Raw genomic sequence first — 17345 nt, 5'->3', positions numbered from 1 at the left:
CACATCCCCGGCGCGGTGAGTGCCCCCACGGGCGAGAACCTCACCGAGGACGGCGCGTTCCTGCCCGCCGACCGGCTGCGCGAGCGGTTCCGCGCGCTGGGCGCCGCCGCGGGTGCGCCCGTCGCGGTGTACTGCGGCTCGGGGGTCACGGCCGCGCACGAGGTCGCGGCGCTCGCGTCGATCGGCGTGGAGGCAGCGCTGTACCCGGGCTCGTGGTCGCAGTGGTCGAACGACGAGACGCGTCCGGTGGCCACCGGGCGCTGAGACGACGGACGCGCACGCCCCGCAGGGGGACGTGCGCGTCGTCGGTCAGGCTGCTGCGAGGGGTGTCAGACCGTCGCGGAGACGTCGGACCACGCCAGGCGCGCGGCGCGCGAGTGGGGCGTGCCGACGCCGTCCCGGTGGCCCACGAGCACGACGAGCTGCGACTGCCAGCCCGACTCGGCGAAGAACTCGGCGTCGATCCCGGTGGTGTCCACGCCGCCGATGGGACCGGCGTCGAGCCCCGTCGCGCGCAGCGCGGTGATCAGGTAGCCGGTCTGGATGAGCGTGTTCTGGCGGGCCATCCCCGCGCGCTGCTCGGGCTGGGCCTCGAGCGCGTCGACCATCGACGCGCGGTGCGGGGCGAGGACGGGCAGGAGGCGGTGGAAGGCCGGGTCGGCGGCGACGACGAGCGTCAGCGGTGCGGCGAGGATGCGGTCGCGGTTGCCCTCGGCGGCGTGCGCGGCGAGGTGTTCATGGCCGTCGGGCCCCACTTGAGCAGGTCGTAGACCGCCGCGAGCTCGTCGTCGGAGACGGGCTGGTCGGTGAAGGCGCCGATCGTGCGCGCCTCGCGGAACAGGAGGTCGGCGACCTCGTCGGCGACCGCGTACGCGGGCGTCGGGAAGTCGAGGGAGTCGATCGTCGCGCTGTCAGTCGTCATAGTTCAGTTGAAGCGTGAAGTAACTCGGGCGCTTCCCGCGAGGGGAGTGAGGCTCGCCACACGGCCTCCGCGCCCCGGTTCGGACGCCGTCGCGCGGGGACCTACAGTGGTCGCCATGCCTGTCAGCGAGCCGCTGGTCCTGGGGATCGAGACCTCGTGCGACGAGACCGGGGTCGCGCTCGTGCGCGGGTACGACCTCCTCGTCGACGCCGTCGCGTCGTCCGTCGACGAGCACGCGCGGTTCGGCGGGATCATCCCCGAGATCGCGTCCCGTGCCCACCTCGAGGCCATGGTCCCGACGATCGAGCGCGCGCTGGCGACCGCCGAGGTGACGCTCGACGAGGTCGACGCGATCGCCGTGACCGCAGGCCCCGGGCTCGTCGGGCCGCTGACCGTCGGGGCGTCCGCCGCCAAGGCGCTCGCGATCGGCCTCGACAAGCCGCTGTACGGCGTCAACCACGTGATCGGTCACGCGGTGGTCGACGAGCTCGTCGACGGGCCGTTCCCCGAGCGGGTCATGGCGCTCGTCGTCTCCGGCGGGCACTCGTCCCTGCTCCTGCTCGACGACACGGTGCACGTGACCGAGCTCGGCTCGACGCTCGACGACGCCGCGGGCGAGGCGTTCGACAAGGTCGGCCGCCTGCTCGGCCTGCCCTACCCGGGCGGCCCGCACATCGACCGGCTGGCGCGCGAGGGCAACCCCGAGGCGATCCGCTTCCCGCGCGGGCTGACCGCCGCCAAGGACCAGGCGAAGCACGCGGCCGACTTCTCGTTCTCGGGGCTCAAGACCGCGGTCGCCCGGTGGGTCGAGGCGCGCCAGGACGCGGGCGAGGAGCTGCCCCTGGCCGACGTCTCGGCGTCGTTCGCCGCGGCGGTCGCCGACGTGCTGACGGCCAAGACCATCGCGGCGTGCCGCGCGCACGACGTGCGCACGCTCGTCGTCGGCGGCGGCTTCTCCGCCAACTCCCAGCTGCGGGAGCTGGCGGCGGCGCGGTGCGCCGAAGCAGGCATCGAGCTGCGCATCCCGCCGATCCGGTTCTGCACCGACAACGGCGCGATGATCGCGGCGCTCGGCTCGGCCGTGGTGCGCCGGGGGATGCGTCCGTCGTCGCTCGAGATCCCCGTCGACTCCTCGATGCCGCTGACCCAGGTGCTCGTCTGACGCTCCTGACCTGCCGCGTCGTCGCGGCGAAGTTAGGTCGGAAGTCACGCGCGGTCGTCGTCGCGCGTTCCTAGCGTGGGCCGTGGGTGCGACGTGGTGTCCCGCGTCGCGCGGTGCGGGGGCGACGGCGCCCGCGCACCGGTCTCTCGACGAGGAGGGCGCACGTGAGCGTGCACGACCGGTCCGAGCGTGAGCGCGTCACCGTCACGGTGGACGGCGTGGAGCTGGAGGTCGACGCCGGCCTGACGATCCTGCAGGCTCTCGCGGCCGAGGGCGTCTCGATCCCGTCGCTGTGCCACGACGTGCGCATGGAACGCTCGAACGCGAGCTGCGGCCTGTGCATGGTCGAGGTGGGCCCCGACGCGCGTGACGTCAAGGCGTGCCTGACGCCGCTGTCCGCGGGGATGGTCGTCACCACGCGGTCGCCCCGGCTCGAGGAGTACCGCAAGGTGCGGCTCGAGCAGCTGCTGACCGACCACAACGCGGACTGCGTCGCGCCGTGCGTGCAGACGTGCCCCGCGAACGTCGACGTCCAGACCTACCTGCAGCACGTCGCGGACGGGAACTACGAGGCCGCGGTCCGGGTCATCAAGGACCGCAACCCGTTCCCGTCGGTGTGCGGGCGCGTGTGCCCGCACCTGTGCGAGTCGGCATGCCGCCGCAACCTCGTCGACGAGCCCGTGGCCATCAACTACGTCAAGCGCTTCGCGACCGACTGGGACATGGCGCGACCGACGCCGTGGATCCCGCGCACCGCACCGTCGACCGGCAAGCGGATCGCCGTCGTCGGCGCCGGCCCGTCGGGGCTGTCCGCCGCGTACTACAGCGCACTCGCCGGGCACGCCGTCACGGTGTTCGAGAAGCAGGAGCACGCGGGCGGGATGATGCGGTACGGCATCCCCGAGTACCGGCTCCCGAAGGCCACGCTGAGCCACGAGATCGACATCATCCGCGCGCTCGGCGTCCAGGTGGTGACCGGCAAGGCGCTCGGCACGCACCTGAGCCTGGAGGACCTGCGTCGCGACTTCGACGCGGTCTACCTCGCGATCGGCTCGTGGCGCGCGACCCCGCTGCGCATCGACGGCGAGAACCTCGAGGGCGTGTGGCTGGGCATCCAGTACCTCGAGCGCGTCGCGAAGGGCGACGAGATCCCGCTCGGCCGAACGGTCGTCATCGGCGGCGGCAACACCGCGATCGACTGCGCACGCACCGCGCTGCGCACGGGCGCGACGCACGTGCAGCTCGTCTACCGGCGCACGCGCGAGGAGATGCCCGCCGAGCCGTTCGAGGTCGAGGAGGCCGTCGCCGAGGGCGTCGAGATGCTCTACCTCACCGCACCCGAGCGGATCACCGCCGACGAGACGGGTGCCAAGCGCCTGACGTGCCTGCGGATGGAGCTCGGTGAGGCCGACCGCACCGGGCGTCGTCGCCCCGTGCCCGTCGAGGGCAGCGAGTTCGGGATCGAGGCCGACACGATCATCGGCGCGATCGGGCAGAGCACGGACACGGCGTTCCTCTACTACGAGATGCCGGTGCACATCAGCACGTGGGTGCGCGGCCGGCCCGCGCACGGCGCCGAGGAGGCCGCGTACGCCGACCTGCCCGTGCGGCTCAACCAGTGGGGCGACGTCGAGGTCGACGGCCGCACCATGCAGTCGTCCGAGGCGAAGATCTTCGCGGGCGGCGACTGCGTGACCGGTCCCGCCACGGTGATCCAGGCCGTCGCGGCCGGCCGCCGCGCCGCCGCGGCGATGTCGGACTTCGTCCTGCGCGGCTACGTGCGCCCCGGCCACGAGGACTACTCGTGCTCGCGCGGCACGCTCGAGGACCTGCCGCGGCACGAGTTCGAGGAGGTCGTGCGCGTGCCGCGCGCGACCATGCCCGCACTGCCCGTGGCCGAGCGCCTCGCGGGCTTCGCCGAGGTCGAGACCGGGCTCACCGAGGAGCAGGCACGCACCGAGGCGGCGCGGTGCCTGGAGTGCGGCTGCGCGAAGCAGGACTGCTGCCAGCTCCGCGACGAGGCGACCGCGCACGGCGTGGTGTTCGCGGCCCCGCTGCACGTGCGGCCGTACGAGCCCGTCGTCGCGGACCACCCGTTCATCGTCCGGGACAACAACAAGTGCATCGCGTGCGGTCTGTGCGTCAAGGCGTGCGCGGAGCTCGAGGGCCCGGGCGTGCTGGCGTTCCAGTACCACGAGGGCCGGCTCGTCGTCGGCACGCACAACGGGCTGCCGCTGTCGGAGACCGACTGCGTCTCGTGCGGCCAGTGCGTGCGCGCGTGCCCGTGCGGCGCGCTGGACTACGTGCGCGAACGCGGCGACGTGTTCACCGCGATCAACGACCCGAGCAAGGTCGTCGTCGGCTTCGTCGCCCCGGCCGTGCGGTCGGTCATCGCCGCGGAGTACGGGATCGAGCCCGCCGAGGCGAGCGCGTTCATCGCCGGGATGATGCGCAAGGTCGGCTTCGACAAGGTGTTCGACTTCTCGTTCGCGGCGGACCTGACGATCCTCGAGGAGACCACCGAGTTCCTCGACCGGGTGGGCCGCGGCGGCGTCCTGCCGCAGTTCACGTCGTGCTGCCCGGGCTGGGTCAACCTCGTCGAACGGCGCTACCCCGAGCTCATCGACCACCTGTCGAGCTGCAAGAGCCCGCAGCAGATGATGGGCACGACCGTGAAGCACCACTTCGCCGCGCAGGCGGGGATCACGCTCGACGACCTGTACGTGGTGTCGATCGTGCCGTGCATCGCCAAGAAGTACGAGGCCGCGCGGCCCGAGTTCGCGCCCGACGGCGTGCGGGACGTCGACGCCGTGCTCACGACGACCGAGTTCCTCGAGATGATGCAGATGCTGCGCCTCGAGGCGGCCGACGTGGAGCCCGGCGAGTTCGACGAGCCCTACTCGCGCGTCTCCGGCGCCGGCGTGCTGTTCGGCGCGTCGGGCGGCGTCGCCGAGGCCGCGATGCGCATGGCGGTCGAGCAGCTCACGGGCGAGCCCCTCGTCGAGCACCTGGACTTCCACGAGCTGCGCGGGCTCGAGGGGATCAAGGAGGCGACCGTCAGCGCCGGCGGCGTGGACGTGCGGGTCGCCGTGATCTCGGGCCTGGGCAACGCCGAGCCGCTCATCAAGCGGGTCATCGCGGGCGAGGACGTCGGGTACGACCTCGTCGAGATCATGGCCTGCCCGGGCGGCTGCGTGAGCGGCGCCGGCCACCCGGTGCCGAAGTGCGCCGACGAGACGCCCGGCCGTCAGCAGGTGCTGGTCGAGATCGACCAGCTCTCGACGCTGCGCAAGTCCCAGGAGAACCCGGACATCCTGCGGCTCTACGACGAGTTCTACGGCGCGCCCGCGTCACCGCTCGCGCACGAGCTCCTGCACACCACCTACGCGCCGTTCCGCGGCTGAACCGCACCGAGGAGACCGTCATGAGGCTCACCGCGAGACTGCTCGGCGCGATGCTCGCGGTGGCGCTGACGGCCGGGTGCGCCGCGTCGTCGACGGCGCAGCCCGCGGGGGGTGGCACGCCGGCCACGACGAGCGCCGCGACGAGCACCCCGACGCCGACCGCGTCGGCCGAGCGGGTCACCGTGCGGATCGCCGCACTGGCCGGTCCGACGACGATGGGGCTCGTCGGGCTCATGCAGGCCGCCGATGCGGGCACGGGCCGGCAGGACTACGAGGTGACGACGTACGGCACGCCCGACGAGGTCGTGCCGCTGCTCGTCAAGGGCGAGGTGGACGTCGCGCTGCTGCCCGCCAACCTGGCCGCGGTCGTCTACCAGCAGACCCGCACGGACGCGGGCCCTGCGGTGCAGGCGCTCACCGTCAACACCCTGGGCGTGCTCTCGGTGCTCGAGAACGGCACGAGCGTCCAGTCGCTCGCGGACCTGCGCGGGCGGACCGTGTACTCGACCGGCAAGGGGGCGAGCCCGCAGTACGTGCTCGAGCACCTGCTGCGCCAGTCGGGGCTGACACCCGGCACCGACGTGACGGTCGAGTTCAAGTCGGAGGCCACCGAGGTCGCGGCGCTGCTCGCGGCGACCCCCGGCGCGGTCGGAGTGCTGCCGCAGCCGTACGCCACGGCGGTCATCGCCGGGAACCCCGGCGTGCGCGTCGCGGTGGACCTCACGCGGGCGTGGTCGGACCTCGGCAACGCGTCGCAGCTCGTCACCGGGGTCACCGTGGCGCGCACCGCGTTCGCCGACGAGCACCCGCAGGCGCTCGCGGACTTCCTCGCCGACGACGAGGCGTCCGTGACCTTCGTGAACGACTCGCCGGCCGAGGCCGCCGAGCTCGTGGTCGCGGCAGGCCTCGTCAAGGCCGTGCCCGTCGCCCAGGCGGCGATCCCGGCGAGCCACCTCGTGTTCCTCACCGGCGACGCGCTGCGGCCCGCGCTCGAGGGGTACCTGCAGGTCCTGCACGACGCGCAGCCGAAGTCCGTGGGCGGGGCGATGCCCGGCGACGACTTCTACCTCGCGGACGCGGGCTAGCGGGCGGTCGGGTGCCGTCGTGACCGACGCGAGCGAGGTGGTCGGCGCCCGGGCACCCGTCCGTCGCGGGCGGTTCCTCGTCGCCGTCGCCTGCTGGCTCGTGGTGTGGCAGGTGGGGGCTGTGGCGCTCGGCCAGCCGATCCTGCTCGTCGGGCCGTGGGACGTGGCGGTGCGGCTCGTCGAGCTCGTACCGACCGGGACCTTCTGGGCCACGGTCGCCCGGACGCTCGCCGGCGTCGTCCTGGGCTTCACGGCCGCGGCCGTGGCGGGGGTGCTCCTCGCGGCGTCGTCGGCGGCCTCGTCGTGGGCCGACGCGATGCTGGCACCCCTGATCTCCACGATCCGCGCGACGCCCGTGGTCGCGTTCATCATCCTGCTGCTGCTCTGGACCGACTCGTCGCGGCTCGCGGCCGTGGTCGCCTTCCTCATGGCGCTGCCGATCATGTACACGAACGTGCTCGAGGGGATCCGGAACCGCGACCGCCGACTGCTGGAGATGACCCGCGTCTTCGCCGTGCCGTGGCCGCGGCGCGTGCTCGCGGTGGACGTGCCCGGCGTGCTGCCGTACTTCGTCGCGGGCTGCCGGACCGGCGTCGGGCTCGCGTGGAAGAGCGGGATCGCGGCCGAGGTGATCGGGCTGCCCGCGGGCACGATCGGCGAGCAGATGTACCAGGCGAAGCTGTTCCTGGCGACGGCCGACCTGTTCGCGTGGACGGTCGTGGTCGTCGTGCTGGCCGCGCTGACCGAGCGCGTGGTGCTCGTGCTGCTGGAACGCGCGCGGCGACGGCTCGCGGGCGAGCCCGCGCCGCCGCTCATCGACCCGGCGGGTGGTGCCCGATGACCGAACCGCGCGACGACATGGCGCTGCACGACGTCATCGCGCTGCACGACGTCACCGTGCGCTACGGCGAGAACGTGGTCCTGGACCGGGTCTCGCTCGAGCTGCCCACCGGCACGACGACCGCGCTGACGGGCCCCAACGGCGTCGGGAAGACGACGACCGTGCGTGTGCTCCTCGGGCTCGTGCGGCCCTCGTCGGGCCGCGTGGCCGGCCTGCACGAGTGCACGCGGGCCGCCGCGTTCCAGGAGGACCGGCTGTGCGCGCACCTGTCCGCCGCGGCGAACGTGCGGCTCGTCCTGCCACGCGCCGCCGAGGCCGGGGTCGAGGACGGGCTGCGCGCGGTCGGGCTCGACGAGGCCGCGTGGCACGTGCCGGTGCGCACGCTGTCGGGTGGGCAGCGACGACGGGTCGCGCTCGTCCGCGCGCTGCTGCCACCAGCCGACCTCGTCGTGCTCGACGAGCCGTTCGTCGGGATCGACGCCGCGAGCCGCGACGCGGTGCTGGCCTGGACTCGCGACCGGCTGGCCGGGCGCACCGCGCTCGTGGTGACCCACGACCCCACCGAGGCCGCGGCCCTCGGTGCGACGCTCGTGCGACTCGACCCGCCGCGCACGGTGAGCGATCAGGACGATGCCTAGTCACCCTCGGCGTGCTCCGCGCGTGCTGCGGGTGCCGGTCCCCGGTTGTCCACAGATCGAGGGGAGTGCCCGCACATGCGCGTCCTGACGCAGCTAGCGTGACGCCCCGGACCGATCCGGCAGGGGGACGTATGCGGGTGGAGATCGACTCGGAGACGGTGGCACGCAACGTGCGCACCCTCGACCGGATGGTCGACCGGCTCGACGAGCTCGTGGCGCAGACGCGGGCGGTGGCGGCGGACCAGAGCGCGGCGACGTGGTCGACGCTGCCCGCGGCCGAGCGGTTCGCCACGACGTACGGCGAGGGGGTCGACACGCTCGCGGACCGGGTCGCCGCCGCGCGGACCGCCGCCGTCGACGCGCGGAGCGCGCTGACCGGCTCGGTGCGCGCGCTCGTGGGGATCGACGAGACGATCTTCGCCGAGCTCCAGCGCCTCGCCGCGGGCACGTCCGGATCGTCGGTGCGCGACACGCGCCCGGTGCTCCGGGTGTACCCGGGCGCCGCGACGGCGTCCGTGGGTGGGCTGTCGTGACGAGCGTGAACCGTCCTGCGCAGTCGTCCGACGGGCCGGCGGCCCGCGAGCTCGCCTGTGCGCTCGAGGGTGCGCCGGCGCAGGCGCACGCGGACGCGGGGCAGCTCGGGGGAGTGGCCACGGCCCTCGAGGAGCTCGGGGCGACGCTCAAGCGGCTCGCGGGCGACCTCGGCATCGGCGGCATGTCCGCGCAGGCGGCGCGGGACGGCGTCGCGAGCCTGGCGACGAGCGTGCTCGGCGCCGCCGACACCGCGGACGCGCTCGGTGCGGCTGCGACGCGCGCTGCGGGAGCCCTCGCACGTGCCCGCACCGAATACGAGACCCTGCCTGCGGGCGAGCTGACCGCCGCGGCGCGTCAGGCGCTGATCGAGTCGGGCGCGGGCCCCGGCACCTCGTCGATCGTGGCGGCGCGTGCTGCCGAGCGCGAGCGCGTCGCGACCATCGCGCTCGTGACCGTCGGCGCTGCGATGGACGACGCCGCCGACCGTGTCCGCGCGGTCGCACCGAGGGCCGCGGGGTCCCCGCGCGGCGCCGCGCCCGACGGCCCCCGCGACGGTCGACCCGGCGGTGAGTCGCCCTTGCCGGTCGTGCCTGGTGTACCGACGCCCGGGCCCGCCCCGCACCCGCCCGTCCCGCACCCTCGCGTCCGGCAGCCGCCCGTGCTGCCGCCGCCTGCGCCGTCCGGTCCCGAGCCCGTCGACCCGCCGCCGACGTTCGGGATGGAGCCGCCCGCGCCGGTGTGCCGGACCGACCCGGTCGAGCGGCCGGTCCCACTCGACCGGGTCCCGCCGCTCGCTCCCGGCCTTCCCGTCGTGCGCACGACGTGAGGGTCGACCTGCTCGAGTCGTGAGGCCCCGCTGCGCCGTCGGTCCAGGCTGTGTCGGGGGTCGCGGACAGGCGTCGTCAGGTCTGAGCGCGGACCAGGTCGCGCAGAGGGCGCAGGTCGCGGACCGTCCACGTCGGTGCGTGGTCGCCACTCGGCGCGTCGCGACCCGTCCGGTCCACCCACACGCTGCGGATCCCCACGCTGTGTGCGCCCGCGACGTCGCTCGTGAGCGAGTCGCCGACGTGCACGACCTCGTCGGGGCCGAGCCCGAGGAGCCCGAGCGCGTGCTCGAACGACGGCGCCGCGGGCTTGTAGGCGCGCGACTGCTCGCTCGTGACCCGCAGTGGCACGTCGAGCCGAAGGTGGGCGAGCGCGGCGAGCAGGACGTCGTCGTCGACGTCCGAGACGAGGCACACCGGGACGGGAGGGTCGGCCAGGAGCTCGAGCGCGTCGGGGTAGGCCTGCGGGGCGGTCCACTGCGCGTACAGGGGGTCGAGCAGCGCGTCGAGGTCGAGCCCGTGCTCGCGCGGGGGGAGCGTGCGAGCGAGCGAGTCCCGTGCGAGGTCGCGCAGGCGGCGGAACGCGTCGCCGTGCGCCTCGTCGGCCAGCCGCTCGTACTCCTGCGACCACGCGGTCGAGACCTCGTGGCGGCGGAGCCCGGTCGCGGCGGCGACGTCCGAGCACACCGCGGCGAACGGCTCGTCGTCGTCGTGCACGACCGTCCCGTAGAAGTCGAGCAGCAGCCCCCTGATCGTCACGCCGGAAAACATAGCGACAGCGCCGACTAGCCTCGCCGCATGTACGTCCCCGTGTTCAACGCGATCACCGACGACGACGCGCGTGCGCTGGTGCGGGAGGTCGGCTCGGCCGAGCTCGTGACGGTCGGACCGGACGGCTTCCCGCTCGCCACGCTCTTGCCCGTGCTGTGGCACGACGACCGGCTCGTCGCGCACATGGCGCGCGGGAACCCGCAGTGGCGGTCGATCGAGCCGGGGATGCCGGGCCTCGCGATCGTCGAGGGACCGCAGGCGTACGTCTCGCCGTCCTGGTACGCCTCCAAGGCGGAGCACGGCCGGGTCGTGCCCACGTGGAACTACTCCGCGGTGCACCTGAGGGGCCGTGTCACGGTGCACGACGACCCGGACTGGCTGCGCGACCTGCTGACGCGGCTGACCGACGCGCACGAGGCCCACCGCGCGCAGCCGTGGGCCGTGACGGACGCGCCGGAGGCCTTCGTGACCAAGCAGCTGCGCGCGATCGTCGGGATCGAGCTGGTGGTCGAGCGGGTCGAGGGCAAGGCGAAGCTGAGCCAGAACCGGTCGGACGCCGATCAGGCGGGGGTCGTCGCCGGCCTCCGGCAGGACGGCGGCTCTGGGACCGCGGCGGTCGCCGACGCGATGGTCGCTGCCCGGTCCTGACCCGTCAGGGGTTGTGCCGGGCCCCGGACGCGTCTAACGTACAACCACATGGTTGTAGAAATGGATCGTGCGCCGCTCGACCAGGACGAGGTCGATCGCCTGTTCGGCGCTCTCGCGGACGCCACCCGGCGCGACATCGTCGCCCAGGTGCTCCGCGAGGCGCAGTCGGTCTCCGCGCTCGCGCGGCGGTACGACATGAGCTTCGCAGCGGTCCAGAAGCACGTGGCCGTGCTCGAGCGGGCAGCGCTCGTGCACAAGCAGCGGCGAGGACGTGAGCAGATGGTCGGCGGAGACGTCGAGACGATCCGGGCGGCGACCCGGCTCCTCGACGCCTACGAGTCGATCTGGCGCGGACGCGTCGACCGCATCGTCGACCTCCTGGCGCAGGACGCCGGACCGGACGACCCGAGGGACCCGCAGGACGAGCAGACAGGGAGTCACCGATGACCGTCGTCAGCACGACCAAGGACACCGAGGCGCTGCGCCTCGTGATCGTCAGCGAGCTCGCCGCCGCGCCCGAGCGGGTGTGGCAGGTGTGGGCCGACCCGCGCCAGCTCGAGCGCTGGTGGGGGCCGCCCGAGTGGCCGGCGTCGTTCGTCGACCACGACCTGCGTCCCGGGGGCCGCACGTCGTACTACATGACCGGTCCGGACGGGACGAAGGCGCACGGCTGGTGGCACGTGACCGCGACCGACGAGCCGCACTCGCTCGCGTTCGACGACGGCTTCGCCGACGACGCGGGAGAGCCGACCGACGACATGCCGGTCACGCGTGGGCACGTGACGCTCGAGGCGATCCCCACCGGGACGCGCATGACGATCACGTCCCAGTTCCCGACGCTGGAGGCGCTCGAGCAGCTCGTCGCGATGGGCATGCTCGAGGGCATGACGCTCGCGCTCGGCCAGATCGACGCGATCCTGGCCGATGGCTGACGCGGCCGACGGCGCGCCCCCGAAGGTGACGGGCCCGGCGTCGTACTTCCCGTCGATCGAGAAGACCTACGGGCGGCCGATCGACGAGTGGCTCACGCTCGTCGCCGCCCGCCCGGCCGACGAGAAGCACCTGGAGACCGTCACCTGGCTCAAGACCGAGCACGGGCTGGGCCACGGCCACGCCAACGCGGTCGTCGCGTACGTCCGCGCCGCCCGGTCCTGACCCCTGGTTCCCTCGGAATCGCGCCCGCCCTGACGATCAGGAGGGCATGGGTCTCGATCTGCTGCTGGCCGTGCCGTTCGCCGCGTTCGCCGTGTGGTGCCTCGCCAGCGCGATCGGGCCGCGAGGGCGACGGGCGACGACAGGCGGGTCGCCCGCTCGTCGCGCGACGCTGAGCGCGCGTGACGGGCGGCCCGGCCTCGACCTGCTGGTGCCGGACGTGGACACGGTCGTCGAAGGCGCGCGGATGCTCGCCGCCGACCTCGGTGGGGGAGCGCTCACCATCGAGGCACTGGGACCGCTCCAACTTTCGCAGGACCCGCTGCAGGCTCCGGGCGGCCTGCCGGTCGCGGAGGATCGCGCCCGCTCGTCGGCCCGCGACCCGTGGGGTGAGCCGGACGGGGCCGGTCCCGCCGTCGTGGAGCAGGTCGTGACCGCAGCCGGACCGATGTGGCGCCGCACGGTGCGCACGGCGCTCGCGACGACCGTGACCGACCTGCACGTGGACCACGGCGGATGGGCATTCGTCGTCCGCCTGGTCGGCGGCTCGGACCACGAGCCGCTCCTCGCCGCCGCGGAGCGCGTGCTCACGAGCTGGCGCTGGCACGACCAGGTCCCGGCCCGCCGCCCAGCGAGCTGACCGCAGCCGACGACGCGCGTCGTCGTCGGGGGCAGGGGCTGCGAGACTCCAGATCGGCCCGGGGCGCAGTGCCGGGCCGGGCTCCTGGATCCCCACGGGATACGCAGTGCCACCGTGCCGCTCCGAGGACGAGCGGTGATCACGATCATGTCGCTGGGTGCCGTGGGCGCCCTCCAGGACGGTCGTCCGATCCTCGAGGCAGCGCGTCGTCCGGACGCGCTGCGCACGCAGACCCCACCGAGCTGGACGTGGCTGGGTCCGGTCGAGCGCGTCGAGACCGCAGCCGGGACCGGGTGGCGACTGACGGTGCTCCTCGACGGGGGAGGGACGATGTTCGCGGACACCCACATCGACCGGGACGGCTGGGCCTACGTCGTCGGCGTCGTCGCGCCGCCGTCGCGGCACGCCGAGGTGGCGCTGGTCGCCGACGCGATGCTGGACACCTGGCGCTGGATCGCCCCGCTCGCGAGCAGGTACTAGCGGCGTCCAGCGGCCTACAGCGGCTTGCCTGCGCGCAGCTCGGCGACGAGGGAGGCGACGACCGCGTCGAGCTCGCCCGCGTTGCGGCGCGCGACGGCCCGCTGCCGCTGGTAGGACGCGCCGCGACGCAGGATCACGCGGACCTGCTCGAGCTCCTCGGAGCACCCCAGGCGTTCGGCGACCGGCGCGAGCACGGTCAGCCAGTGCGCGACCGAGTCCGTGACGAGCTCCTCGTCGCCCGCCGCGTTCGTGATGATGATCGCGTCCATGCCGTAGCGCGCCGAGCGCCACTTGTTCTCCTGCACGAACCACGTGGGCATCGACGGCAGCGGCTCGCCCGCGTCGATCAACGACGAGAAGTGCTCGACGAAGCAGTGCGTGAGCGCGCCGATCGCGGTGACCTCGAGCAGGTTCGTCGCGCCGTCGGCGATGCGCATCTCGAGCGTCCCGAACCGCGGCGCGGGGCGCACGTCCCAGCGGACCTCGTTGAACTGGTCGATCACGCCGGTGTGCAGCATGTCCCCGACGTACTGCTCGAGCTGGGACCACTCGTCGAACTGGTACGGCAGCCCGGCCGTCGGCAGCTGCTGGAACAGCAGCGCGCGGTTGGAGGCGTAGCCGGTGTCCTTGCCGCCCCAGAACGGGGACGACGCGGACAGCGACTGGATGTGCGCGAACACCGTGAGCATCGCGCGCGAGATCGGCAGGACCTTGGCCCGGTCCTCGATGCCGACGTGCACGTGCACGCCGTAGATGAGCATCTGCCGGCCCCACCACTGCGTGCGGTCGATGAGCGTCGCGTACCGCTGCTTGTCGCTGACCTTCTGCGTGGCCCAGTGCGCGAACGGGTGCGTGCCGCCGCCCATGAGGTCGATCCGCAGGGGAGCGGCCGCCGCGGCGACCTCGTCGAGCGCACGACGCAGGTCGGCGCCCGCCTCGCCCACGGTGCGGCACTTGCCGGACGAGACCTCGACCGTGTTGCGCAGCAGCTCCTGGGTGATGTTCGGATGATCGGTGCCGACGGTGTCGAAGATCGCCTGCGCGGCCTGGCGCAGGTCCCCCGAGTCGGCGTCGACGAGGGCGACCTCCCACTCGAGCCCGACCGTCGAGCGTTCGCTGCTCGCGAACGGCAGGTGCACGGGCGCGGCCATCAGGAGCCTCCCGGCGCGCTCGTGCCCGCGAGCTCGTCACCGACGGGCTCCACGACGAGGACGCTCTGGTGCCCCGCGACGCGCGTGAGCACGATCGTCGCGGTCGCGTCGCCCCGCAGGTCGAGCTGCCGGCGCAGCTGCTCGGGCACGACCGCCGTGCCGCGCTTCTTGATCGTCAGGCGGCCGACGCCACGCTCGCGCAGGTAGGTGCGCAGGCGCTTGAGCCCGAACGGCATCCGGTCCAGGACGCGGTAGGCCGTCGCGAACGGGGTCGCCTGCAGCTCGTCGGACGTCACGTAGGCGATCGTGGGGTCGACGAGCCGGCCGCGCACGTCGAGCGCGACGTCGCCGACGAGCCCCGCGCGGATGACCGCGCCGTCGGGCTCGTACAGGTACGCGCCGATCGCCCCGACATGCGCGTGCGCGACCTCGTCGGGAGCGAGCACGTGCGGCTGCCCGCCCCGCAGGACGAGCGCCGAGCGGCCCGGACCCTCGGGAGCGAGCGGGCCGAACCACAGGCCGAGCTCGACGACGTCGCCGTCGACGGACACCCACTGGGCGCGCGCGTCGTCCGGCAGGTCGCGGTGCGCGATGCCGGGGCCGAGCTTGAGGCCGAGGGCGGGGACGCGCTCGCGGACCGCGAGAACAGCGTCCAGCGGCGGGGAGTAGGAGGCGGGGTCGTGCACGCGCGAACCGCCGCCCGTGCGACGAGCGGGGTCGGCGTACACGCCGTCGACGCCCGTCAGGTCCAGGCTCAGCCCGTCGGTGTGCCGGACCTCGACCTCGGGGAAGTGCCGCAGGTTCACCGTCGCGATGGCTGCGGTCATCTCGTCGAGCTCGGCGGCCGTCACGCGCAGGCCGACCCCTGCGAACGCGAGCGCGTCCGCGCCGATCCCGCACGTGAGGTCCGCCACGTGCGTGAGGCCCGCGTCGCGGTAGCGGCGCGCGTGGTGCGCCCCGACCTCGAGCCGGGTCGCCTGCTCGAGGCCCGCCGCGGTGAACAGCATGCCGTCGGCGAAGTCGCCGAGCTTGGCGTGCGCCTTGCCGCGCAGGCGCGACTGCGTCAGCGCGGCCGCGACGAGGGAGGGGTGCAGGCCCTCGGCGCGCAGCCGCTCGCCCAGCGGCATCGCGAGCCGCTCGTCGTACGGGGGCAGGGCGGACAGCAGCGCCCACCCGTCGGGGGTGAGCAGCCGGCTGAGGCCGTCGGCATCCATGTCGGCGATCCTTGCACCCTGCGGGCGTTGCGCGGGACCCGCTCCGCGCGTCGGGCCGGCGTGTGCTTCCACTCCTGCTTCCAGGCGTGCGCCCGGCCCGTCGGCGCTGGGGTTAGCACTCGCCTTGACCGAGTGCCAAGCGGTTCCTAGAGTGAGGAACTGGCACTCTCGGTATGAGTGTGCCAACGCGCCAGGTCTCCGGCACCCGCGACGACGGTGGCTGGGCGCGACCCACTGAACCACTCAACACACGCGAAGGGGAGGTCCGCAGTGTCGGTCTCCATCAAGCCGCTCGAGGACCGGATCGTCGTGAAGCCCCTGGAGGCGGAGACGACGACGGCCTCGGGTCTGGTCATCCCGGACTCCGCCAAGGAGAAGCCCCAGGAGGGCGAGGTCCTCGCGATCGGTCCGGGTCGGATCGACGACAAGGGCAACCGCGTCCCGCTCGACGTCGCTGTCGGTGACAAGGTCATCTACTCGAAGTACGGCGGCACCGAGGTCAAGTACTCCGGCGAGGAGTACCTGATCCTCTCGGCGCGCGACATCCTGGCGGTCGTCGTCAAGTGATCCTGCACTGACCCGTCCGCGGGTCAGGCGACGCGAAGGCCCCCGTCCTGATGGACGGGGGCCTTCGACGTTCCCCGGTGGGTCCGGAGCTCGGGGCCGCGGGCGCTCAGCCGGCGCGGGTCAGACGGGGGTTCAGGCGGTGGTGCGGGCGACGACGGTGCGGCCCCGCTGGGCGAGCAGCGCGGCGCGCTCGTCCTCGGACAGGCCGCCCCAGACGCCGTAGGGCTCGCGCACCGCGAGGGACTGCTCGCGGCACTGGTCGAGCACGGGGCACGTGGCGCACACGGCCTTGGCGGCCTCGGCGCGACGTCGGCGAGCGGATCCACGCTCACCTTCGGGGTGGAAGAAGAGGTCCTGGTCTGCGTCGCGGCAGGCGCCTTCGAACTGCCACTCCCACAGGTCCATCACGGGTCCGGGCAAGCGCGAGATCTCGGCCATGCGTCCTCCTCGTCGATCGTCCGGCTGCGGATCCGGGCGATCGGTTCGTCCTGGCTTCACTGCTGCTGTCAAGGTCGTCGTGCCACGTCGTCACGGCGTGTGACCGGAACGCTACAACCGCGCCACAATCCGGTCAAGACTCGTTCGATAACAGGTCGCGGCGCGGTTCTGTGTCCGCGTCTGTGCCGTTTTGACACGATCGGGTGACGCGCAATGGGTTGCCGGGCGCGATTCTGGGCCGGACGGCCTGGCAGAATCGCGCCATGACCTTGTCGCCCGACGACGGCTCGGCCGGACCCGAGCGCGACGACGGTGGCCGACGGGTCGGTGCCCCTGCGCACCACGCCGCGCCGCTCACGGTGGCGGCGGTCGCCGCGCGCCTCGGCGTCGCGCCCGCGACGCTGCGGACGTGGGACCGCCGGTACGGGCTCGGGCCGTCCGAACGGTCGGCCGGCTCGCACCGGCGCTACTCGGCGGCCGACGTCGAGCGCCTCCTGGTCATGCGGCGGCTCACGCTCGACGGTGTCGCGCCCGGTGATGCGGCACGGCTCGCGAGCGTCGCGGACGTCGAGGTGCCCGAGGGAGGGTCCGGAGGGAGCCTCGCGGCCCGACCGACGGGGACCCTCGCGGGCGCGTCGCGCGCCGTCGTCACCCCGACCGCGCTCGTCGACGCCGCGCTCGCGGGCGACGCCGCGGCCTGCCGGGACATCGTGACGATCCCGCCCGGCGCCGGGACCGTCGAGCTCGAGCGGTGGTGGACCGACCTGCTCGAGCCTGCGCTCACCGAGCTCGGGCGGCGCACGGTCGTCGACCGGCCCGGCGCGGACGCCGCGCTCACCGTGCGCGCCGCGGCGGTCGAGGCGCTGCGCGCGTG

The 17345-nt window shown here is 73.7% G+C and carries 22 protein-coding genes; 16 read left to right on the top strand and 6 right to left on the bottom strand.

Annotated features, from left to right (window positions below; all coding sequences use genetic code 11):
• The coding region (locus CWIS_RS02985; protein ID WP_255352733.1) for a sulfurtransferase at positions 1 to 264 on the top strand (264 nt) is incomplete at its 5' end.
• 65 nt (positions 265 to 329) lie between these two features.
• Here CWIS_RS02985 and CWIS_RS02980 read toward each other — a convergent pair.
• Together CWIS_RS02980 and CWIS_RS19800 are read right to left on the bottom strand one after the other, a co-directional pair.
• Positions 330 to 755 (bottom strand): nitroreductase family protein, encoded by a 426-nt coding sequence (locus tag CWIS_RS02980; RefSeq protein ID WP_369796460.1) that lies wholly within the window; start codon positions 753 to 755, stop codon positions 330 to 332.
• A complete protein-coding gene (locus CWIS_RS19800; RefSeq protein WP_369796459.1) occupies positions 677 to 922 on the bottom strand; it encodes a hypothetical protein in 246 nt (81 codons plus the stop codon). Before CWIS_RS19800 ends, CWIS_RS02980 begins: the two co-directional genes overlap by 79 nt.
• Before the next feature lie 115 nt (positions 923 to 1037).
• On the opposite strand from CWIS_RS19800, the gene tsaD reads away from it, so the two are divergent.
• The 7 genes from tsaD to CWIS_RS02945 all read left to right on the top strand — a co-directional run bounded on the left by tsaD (position 1038) and on the right by CWIS_RS02945 (position 9412).
• Positions 1038 to 2084: a tRNA (adenosine(37)-N6)-threonylcarbamoyltransferase complex transferase subunit TsaD gene (gene tsaD, locus CWIS_RS02975; protein WP_048341757.1), complete on the top strand. Its 1047-nt coding sequence runs from the start codon at positions 1038 to 1040 to the stop codon at positions 2082 to 2084.
• A gap of 164 nt (positions 2085 to 2248) precedes the next feature.
• Positions 2249 to 5488 carry a [FeFe] hydrogenase, group A gene (locus CWIS_RS02970; RefSeq protein ID WP_231583641.1) on the top strand — a complete coding sequence of 1080 codons (3240 nt, stop codon included), beginning with the start codon at positions 2249 to 2251 and terminating at the stop codon, positions 5486 to 5488.
• Positions 5489 to 5508: 20 nt separating this feature from the next.
• Positions 5509 to 6573 carry an ABC transporter substrate-binding protein gene (locus tag CWIS_RS02965; protein ID WP_048341751.1) on the top strand — a complete coding sequence of 355 codons (1065 nt, stop codon included), beginning with the start codon at positions 5509 to 5511 and terminating at the stop codon, positions 6571 to 6573.
• A gap of 19 nt (positions 6574 to 6592) precedes the next feature.
• Positions 6593 to 7414, top strand: a complete 822-nt coding sequence (locus CWIS_RS02960) for an ABC transporter permease (protein WP_053071513.1) — start codon at positions 6593 to 6595, stop codon at positions 7412 to 7414.
• Positions 7411 to 8052, top strand: coding sequence for an ATP-binding cassette domain-containing protein (locus CWIS_RS02955; RefSeq protein WP_053071512.1), 642 nt, complete (start codon positions 7411 to 7413; stop codon positions 8050 to 8052). The genes CWIS_RS02960 and CWIS_RS02955 overlap by 4 nt, the downstream gene beginning before the upstream one ends.
• Positions 8053 to 8183: 131 nt before the next feature.
• The gene (locus tag CWIS_RS02950) at positions 8184 to 8585 is read left to right on the top strand and encodes a hypothetical protein (RefSeq protein ID WP_156186525.1); all 402 of its coding nucleotides are present in this window, start codon (positions 8184 to 8186) and stop codon (positions 8583 to 8585) included.
• Complete coding sequence (locus CWIS_RS02945) at positions 8582 to 9412, top strand: hypothetical protein (protein ID WP_048341749.1); 831 nt, start codon at positions 8582 to 8584, stop codon at positions 9410 to 9412. The genes CWIS_RS02950 and CWIS_RS02945 overlap by 4 nt, the downstream gene beginning before the upstream one ends.
• Before the next feature lie 76 nt (positions 9413 to 9488).
• Here the strand turns inward: CWIS_RS02945 and CWIS_RS02940 are convergent, their stop codons facing one another.
• Positions 9489 to 10169, bottom strand: coding sequence for an HAD family hydrolase (locus CWIS_RS02940; RefSeq protein ID WP_053071511.1), 681 nt, complete (start codon positions 10167 to 10169; stop codon positions 9489 to 9491).
• A 39-nt stretch (positions 10170 to 10208) separates the two neighbouring features.
• On the opposite strand from CWIS_RS02940, the gene CWIS_RS02935 reads away from it, so the two are divergent.
• From CWIS_RS02935 to CWIS_RS02910, 6 genes are all read left to right on the top strand, one after another.
• Positions 10209 to 10829 (top strand): FMN-binding negative transcriptional regulator, encoded by a 621-nt coding sequence (locus tag CWIS_RS02935; protein ID WP_048341747.1) that lies wholly within the window; start codon positions 10209 to 10211, stop codon positions 10827 to 10829.
• A 60-nt stretch (positions 10830 to 10889) separates the two neighbouring features.
• Positions 10890 to 11276: a helix-turn-helix domain-containing protein gene (locus tag CWIS_RS02930; RefSeq protein WP_048341746.1), complete on the top strand. Its 387-nt coding sequence runs from the start codon at positions 10890 to 10892 to the stop codon at positions 11274 to 11276.
• On the top strand, positions 11273 to 11761 hold the full coding sequence (locus CWIS_RS02925; RefSeq protein ID WP_048341745.1) for an SRPBCC domain-containing protein: 489 nt from the start codon (positions 11273 to 11275) through the stop codon (positions 11759 to 11761). The genes CWIS_RS02930 and CWIS_RS02925 overlap by 4 nt, the downstream gene beginning before the upstream one ends.
• Complete coding sequence (locus CWIS_RS02920; protein WP_048341744.1) at positions 11754 to 11984, top strand: DUF4287 domain-containing protein; 231 nt, start codon at positions 11754 to 11756, stop codon at positions 11982 to 11984. Before CWIS_RS02925 ends, CWIS_RS02920 begins: the two co-directional genes overlap by 8 nt.
• A gap of 46 nt (positions 11985 to 12030) precedes the next feature.
• Complete coding sequence (locus CWIS_RS02915) at positions 12031 to 12621, top strand: hypothetical protein (RefSeq protein WP_048341743.1); 591 nt, start codon at positions 12031 to 12033, stop codon at positions 12619 to 12621.
• Positions 12622 to 12756: 135 nt separating this feature from the next.
• Complete coding sequence (locus CWIS_RS02910) at positions 12757 to 13101, top strand: hypothetical protein (protein WP_048341742.1); 345 nt, start codon at positions 12757 to 12759, stop codon at positions 13099 to 13101.
• Positions 13102 to 13115: 14 nt separating this feature from the next.
• Here the strand turns inward: CWIS_RS02910 and CWIS_RS02905 are convergent, their stop codons facing one another.
• Complete coding sequence (locus CWIS_RS02905; RefSeq protein ID WP_048341741.1) at positions 13116 to 14252, bottom strand: glutamate--cysteine ligase; 1137 nt, start codon at positions 14250 to 14252, stop codon at positions 13116 to 13118.
• The gene (locus tag CWIS_RS02900; protein WP_048341740.1) at positions 14252 to 15466 is read right to left on the bottom strand and encodes a class I SAM-dependent methyltransferase; all 1215 of its coding nucleotides are present in this window, start codon (positions 15464 to 15466) and stop codon (positions 14252 to 14254) included. Before CWIS_RS02900 ends, CWIS_RS02905 begins: the two co-directional genes overlap by 1 nt.
• A 270-nt stretch (positions 15467 to 15736) precedes the next feature.
• On the opposite strand from CWIS_RS02900, the gene groES reads away from it, so the two are divergent.
• The gene (groES, locus tag CWIS_RS02895; protein WP_048341739.1) at positions 15737 to 16033 is read left to right on the top strand and encodes a co-chaperone GroES; all 297 of its coding nucleotides are present in this window, start codon (positions 15737 to 15739) and stop codon (positions 16031 to 16033) included.
• A 132-nt stretch (positions 16034 to 16165) separates the two neighbouring features.
• Here groES and CWIS_RS02890 read toward each other — a convergent pair whose 3' ends face one another.
• Positions 16166 to 16471, bottom strand: a complete 306-nt coding sequence (locus CWIS_RS02890; protein WP_048341738.1) for a WhiB family transcriptional regulator — start codon at positions 16469 to 16471, stop codon at positions 16166 to 16168.
• Positions 16472 to 16734: 263 nt separating this feature from the next.
• Between CWIS_RS02890 and CWIS_RS02885 the strand changes: the two genes are divergently transcribed.
• Positions 16735 to 17345 (top strand): MerR family transcriptional regulator (locus tag CWIS_RS02885; protein ID WP_156186524.1); only part of this gene is annotated, 611 nt, incomplete at its 3' end.

The organism is Cellulomonas sp. A375-1 (assembly GCF_001040865.1).
GTDB classification, from domain to species: domain Bacteria; phylum Actinomycetota; class Actinomycetes; order Actinomycetales; family Cellulomonadaceae; genus Cellulomonas; species Cellulomonas gelida.
Note: the sequence above shows the minus strand (reverse complement) of the source record. Positions and strands in the feature narration are given on the sequence as shown.

Coding starts and splice junctions, on each gene's coding strand:
- CWIS_RS19800 (WP_369796459.1), bottom strand. CDS start 922: ATGACGACTGACAGCGCGACGATCGACTCCCTCGACTTCCCGACGCCC.
- tsaD (WP_048341757.1), top strand. CDS start 1,038: ATGCCTGTCAGCGAGCCGCTGGTCCTGGGGATCGAGACCTCGTGCGAC.
- CWIS_RS02965 (WP_048341751.1), top strand. CDS start 5,509: ATGAGGCTCACCGCGAGACTGCTCGGCGCGATGCTCGCGGTGGCGCTG.
- CWIS_RS02955 (WP_053071512.1), top strand. CDS start 7,411: ATGACCGAACCGCGCGACGACATGGCGCTGCACGACGTCATCGCGCTG.
- CWIS_RS02950 (WP_156186525.1), top strand. CDS start 8,184: ATGCGGGTGGAGATCGACTCGGAGACGGTGGCACGCAACGTGCGCACC.
- CWIS_RS02935 (WP_048341747.1), top strand. CDS start 10,209: ATGTACGTCCCCGTGTTCAACGCGATCACCGACGACGACGCGCGTGCG.
- CWIS_RS02930 (WP_048341746.1), top strand. CDS start 10,890: ATGGATCGTGCGCCGCTCGACCAGGACGAGGTCGATCGCCTGTTCGGC.
- CWIS_RS02925 (WP_048341745.1), top strand. CDS start 11,273: ATGACCGTCGTCAGCACGACCAAGGACACCGAGGCGCTGCGCCTCGTG.
- CWIS_RS02920 (WP_048341744.1), top strand. CDS start 11,754: ATGGCTGACGCGGCCGACGGCGCGCCCCCGAAGGTGACGGGCCCGGCG.
- CWIS_RS02915 (WP_048341743.1), top strand. CDS start 12,031: ATGGGTCTCGATCTGCTGCTGGCCGTGCCGTTCGCCGCGTTCGCCGTG.
- CWIS_RS02905 (WP_048341741.1), bottom strand. CDS start 14,252: ATGGCCGCGCCCGTGCACCTGCCGTTCGCGAGCAGCGAACGCTCGACG.
- CWIS_RS02900 (WP_048341740.1), bottom strand. CDS start 15,466: ATGGATGCCGACGGCCTCAGCCGGCTGCTCACCCCCGACGGGTGGGCG.
- CWIS_RS02890 (WP_048341738.1), bottom strand. CDS start 16,471: ATGGCCGAGATCTCGCGCTTGCCCGGACCCGTGATGGACCTGTGGGAG.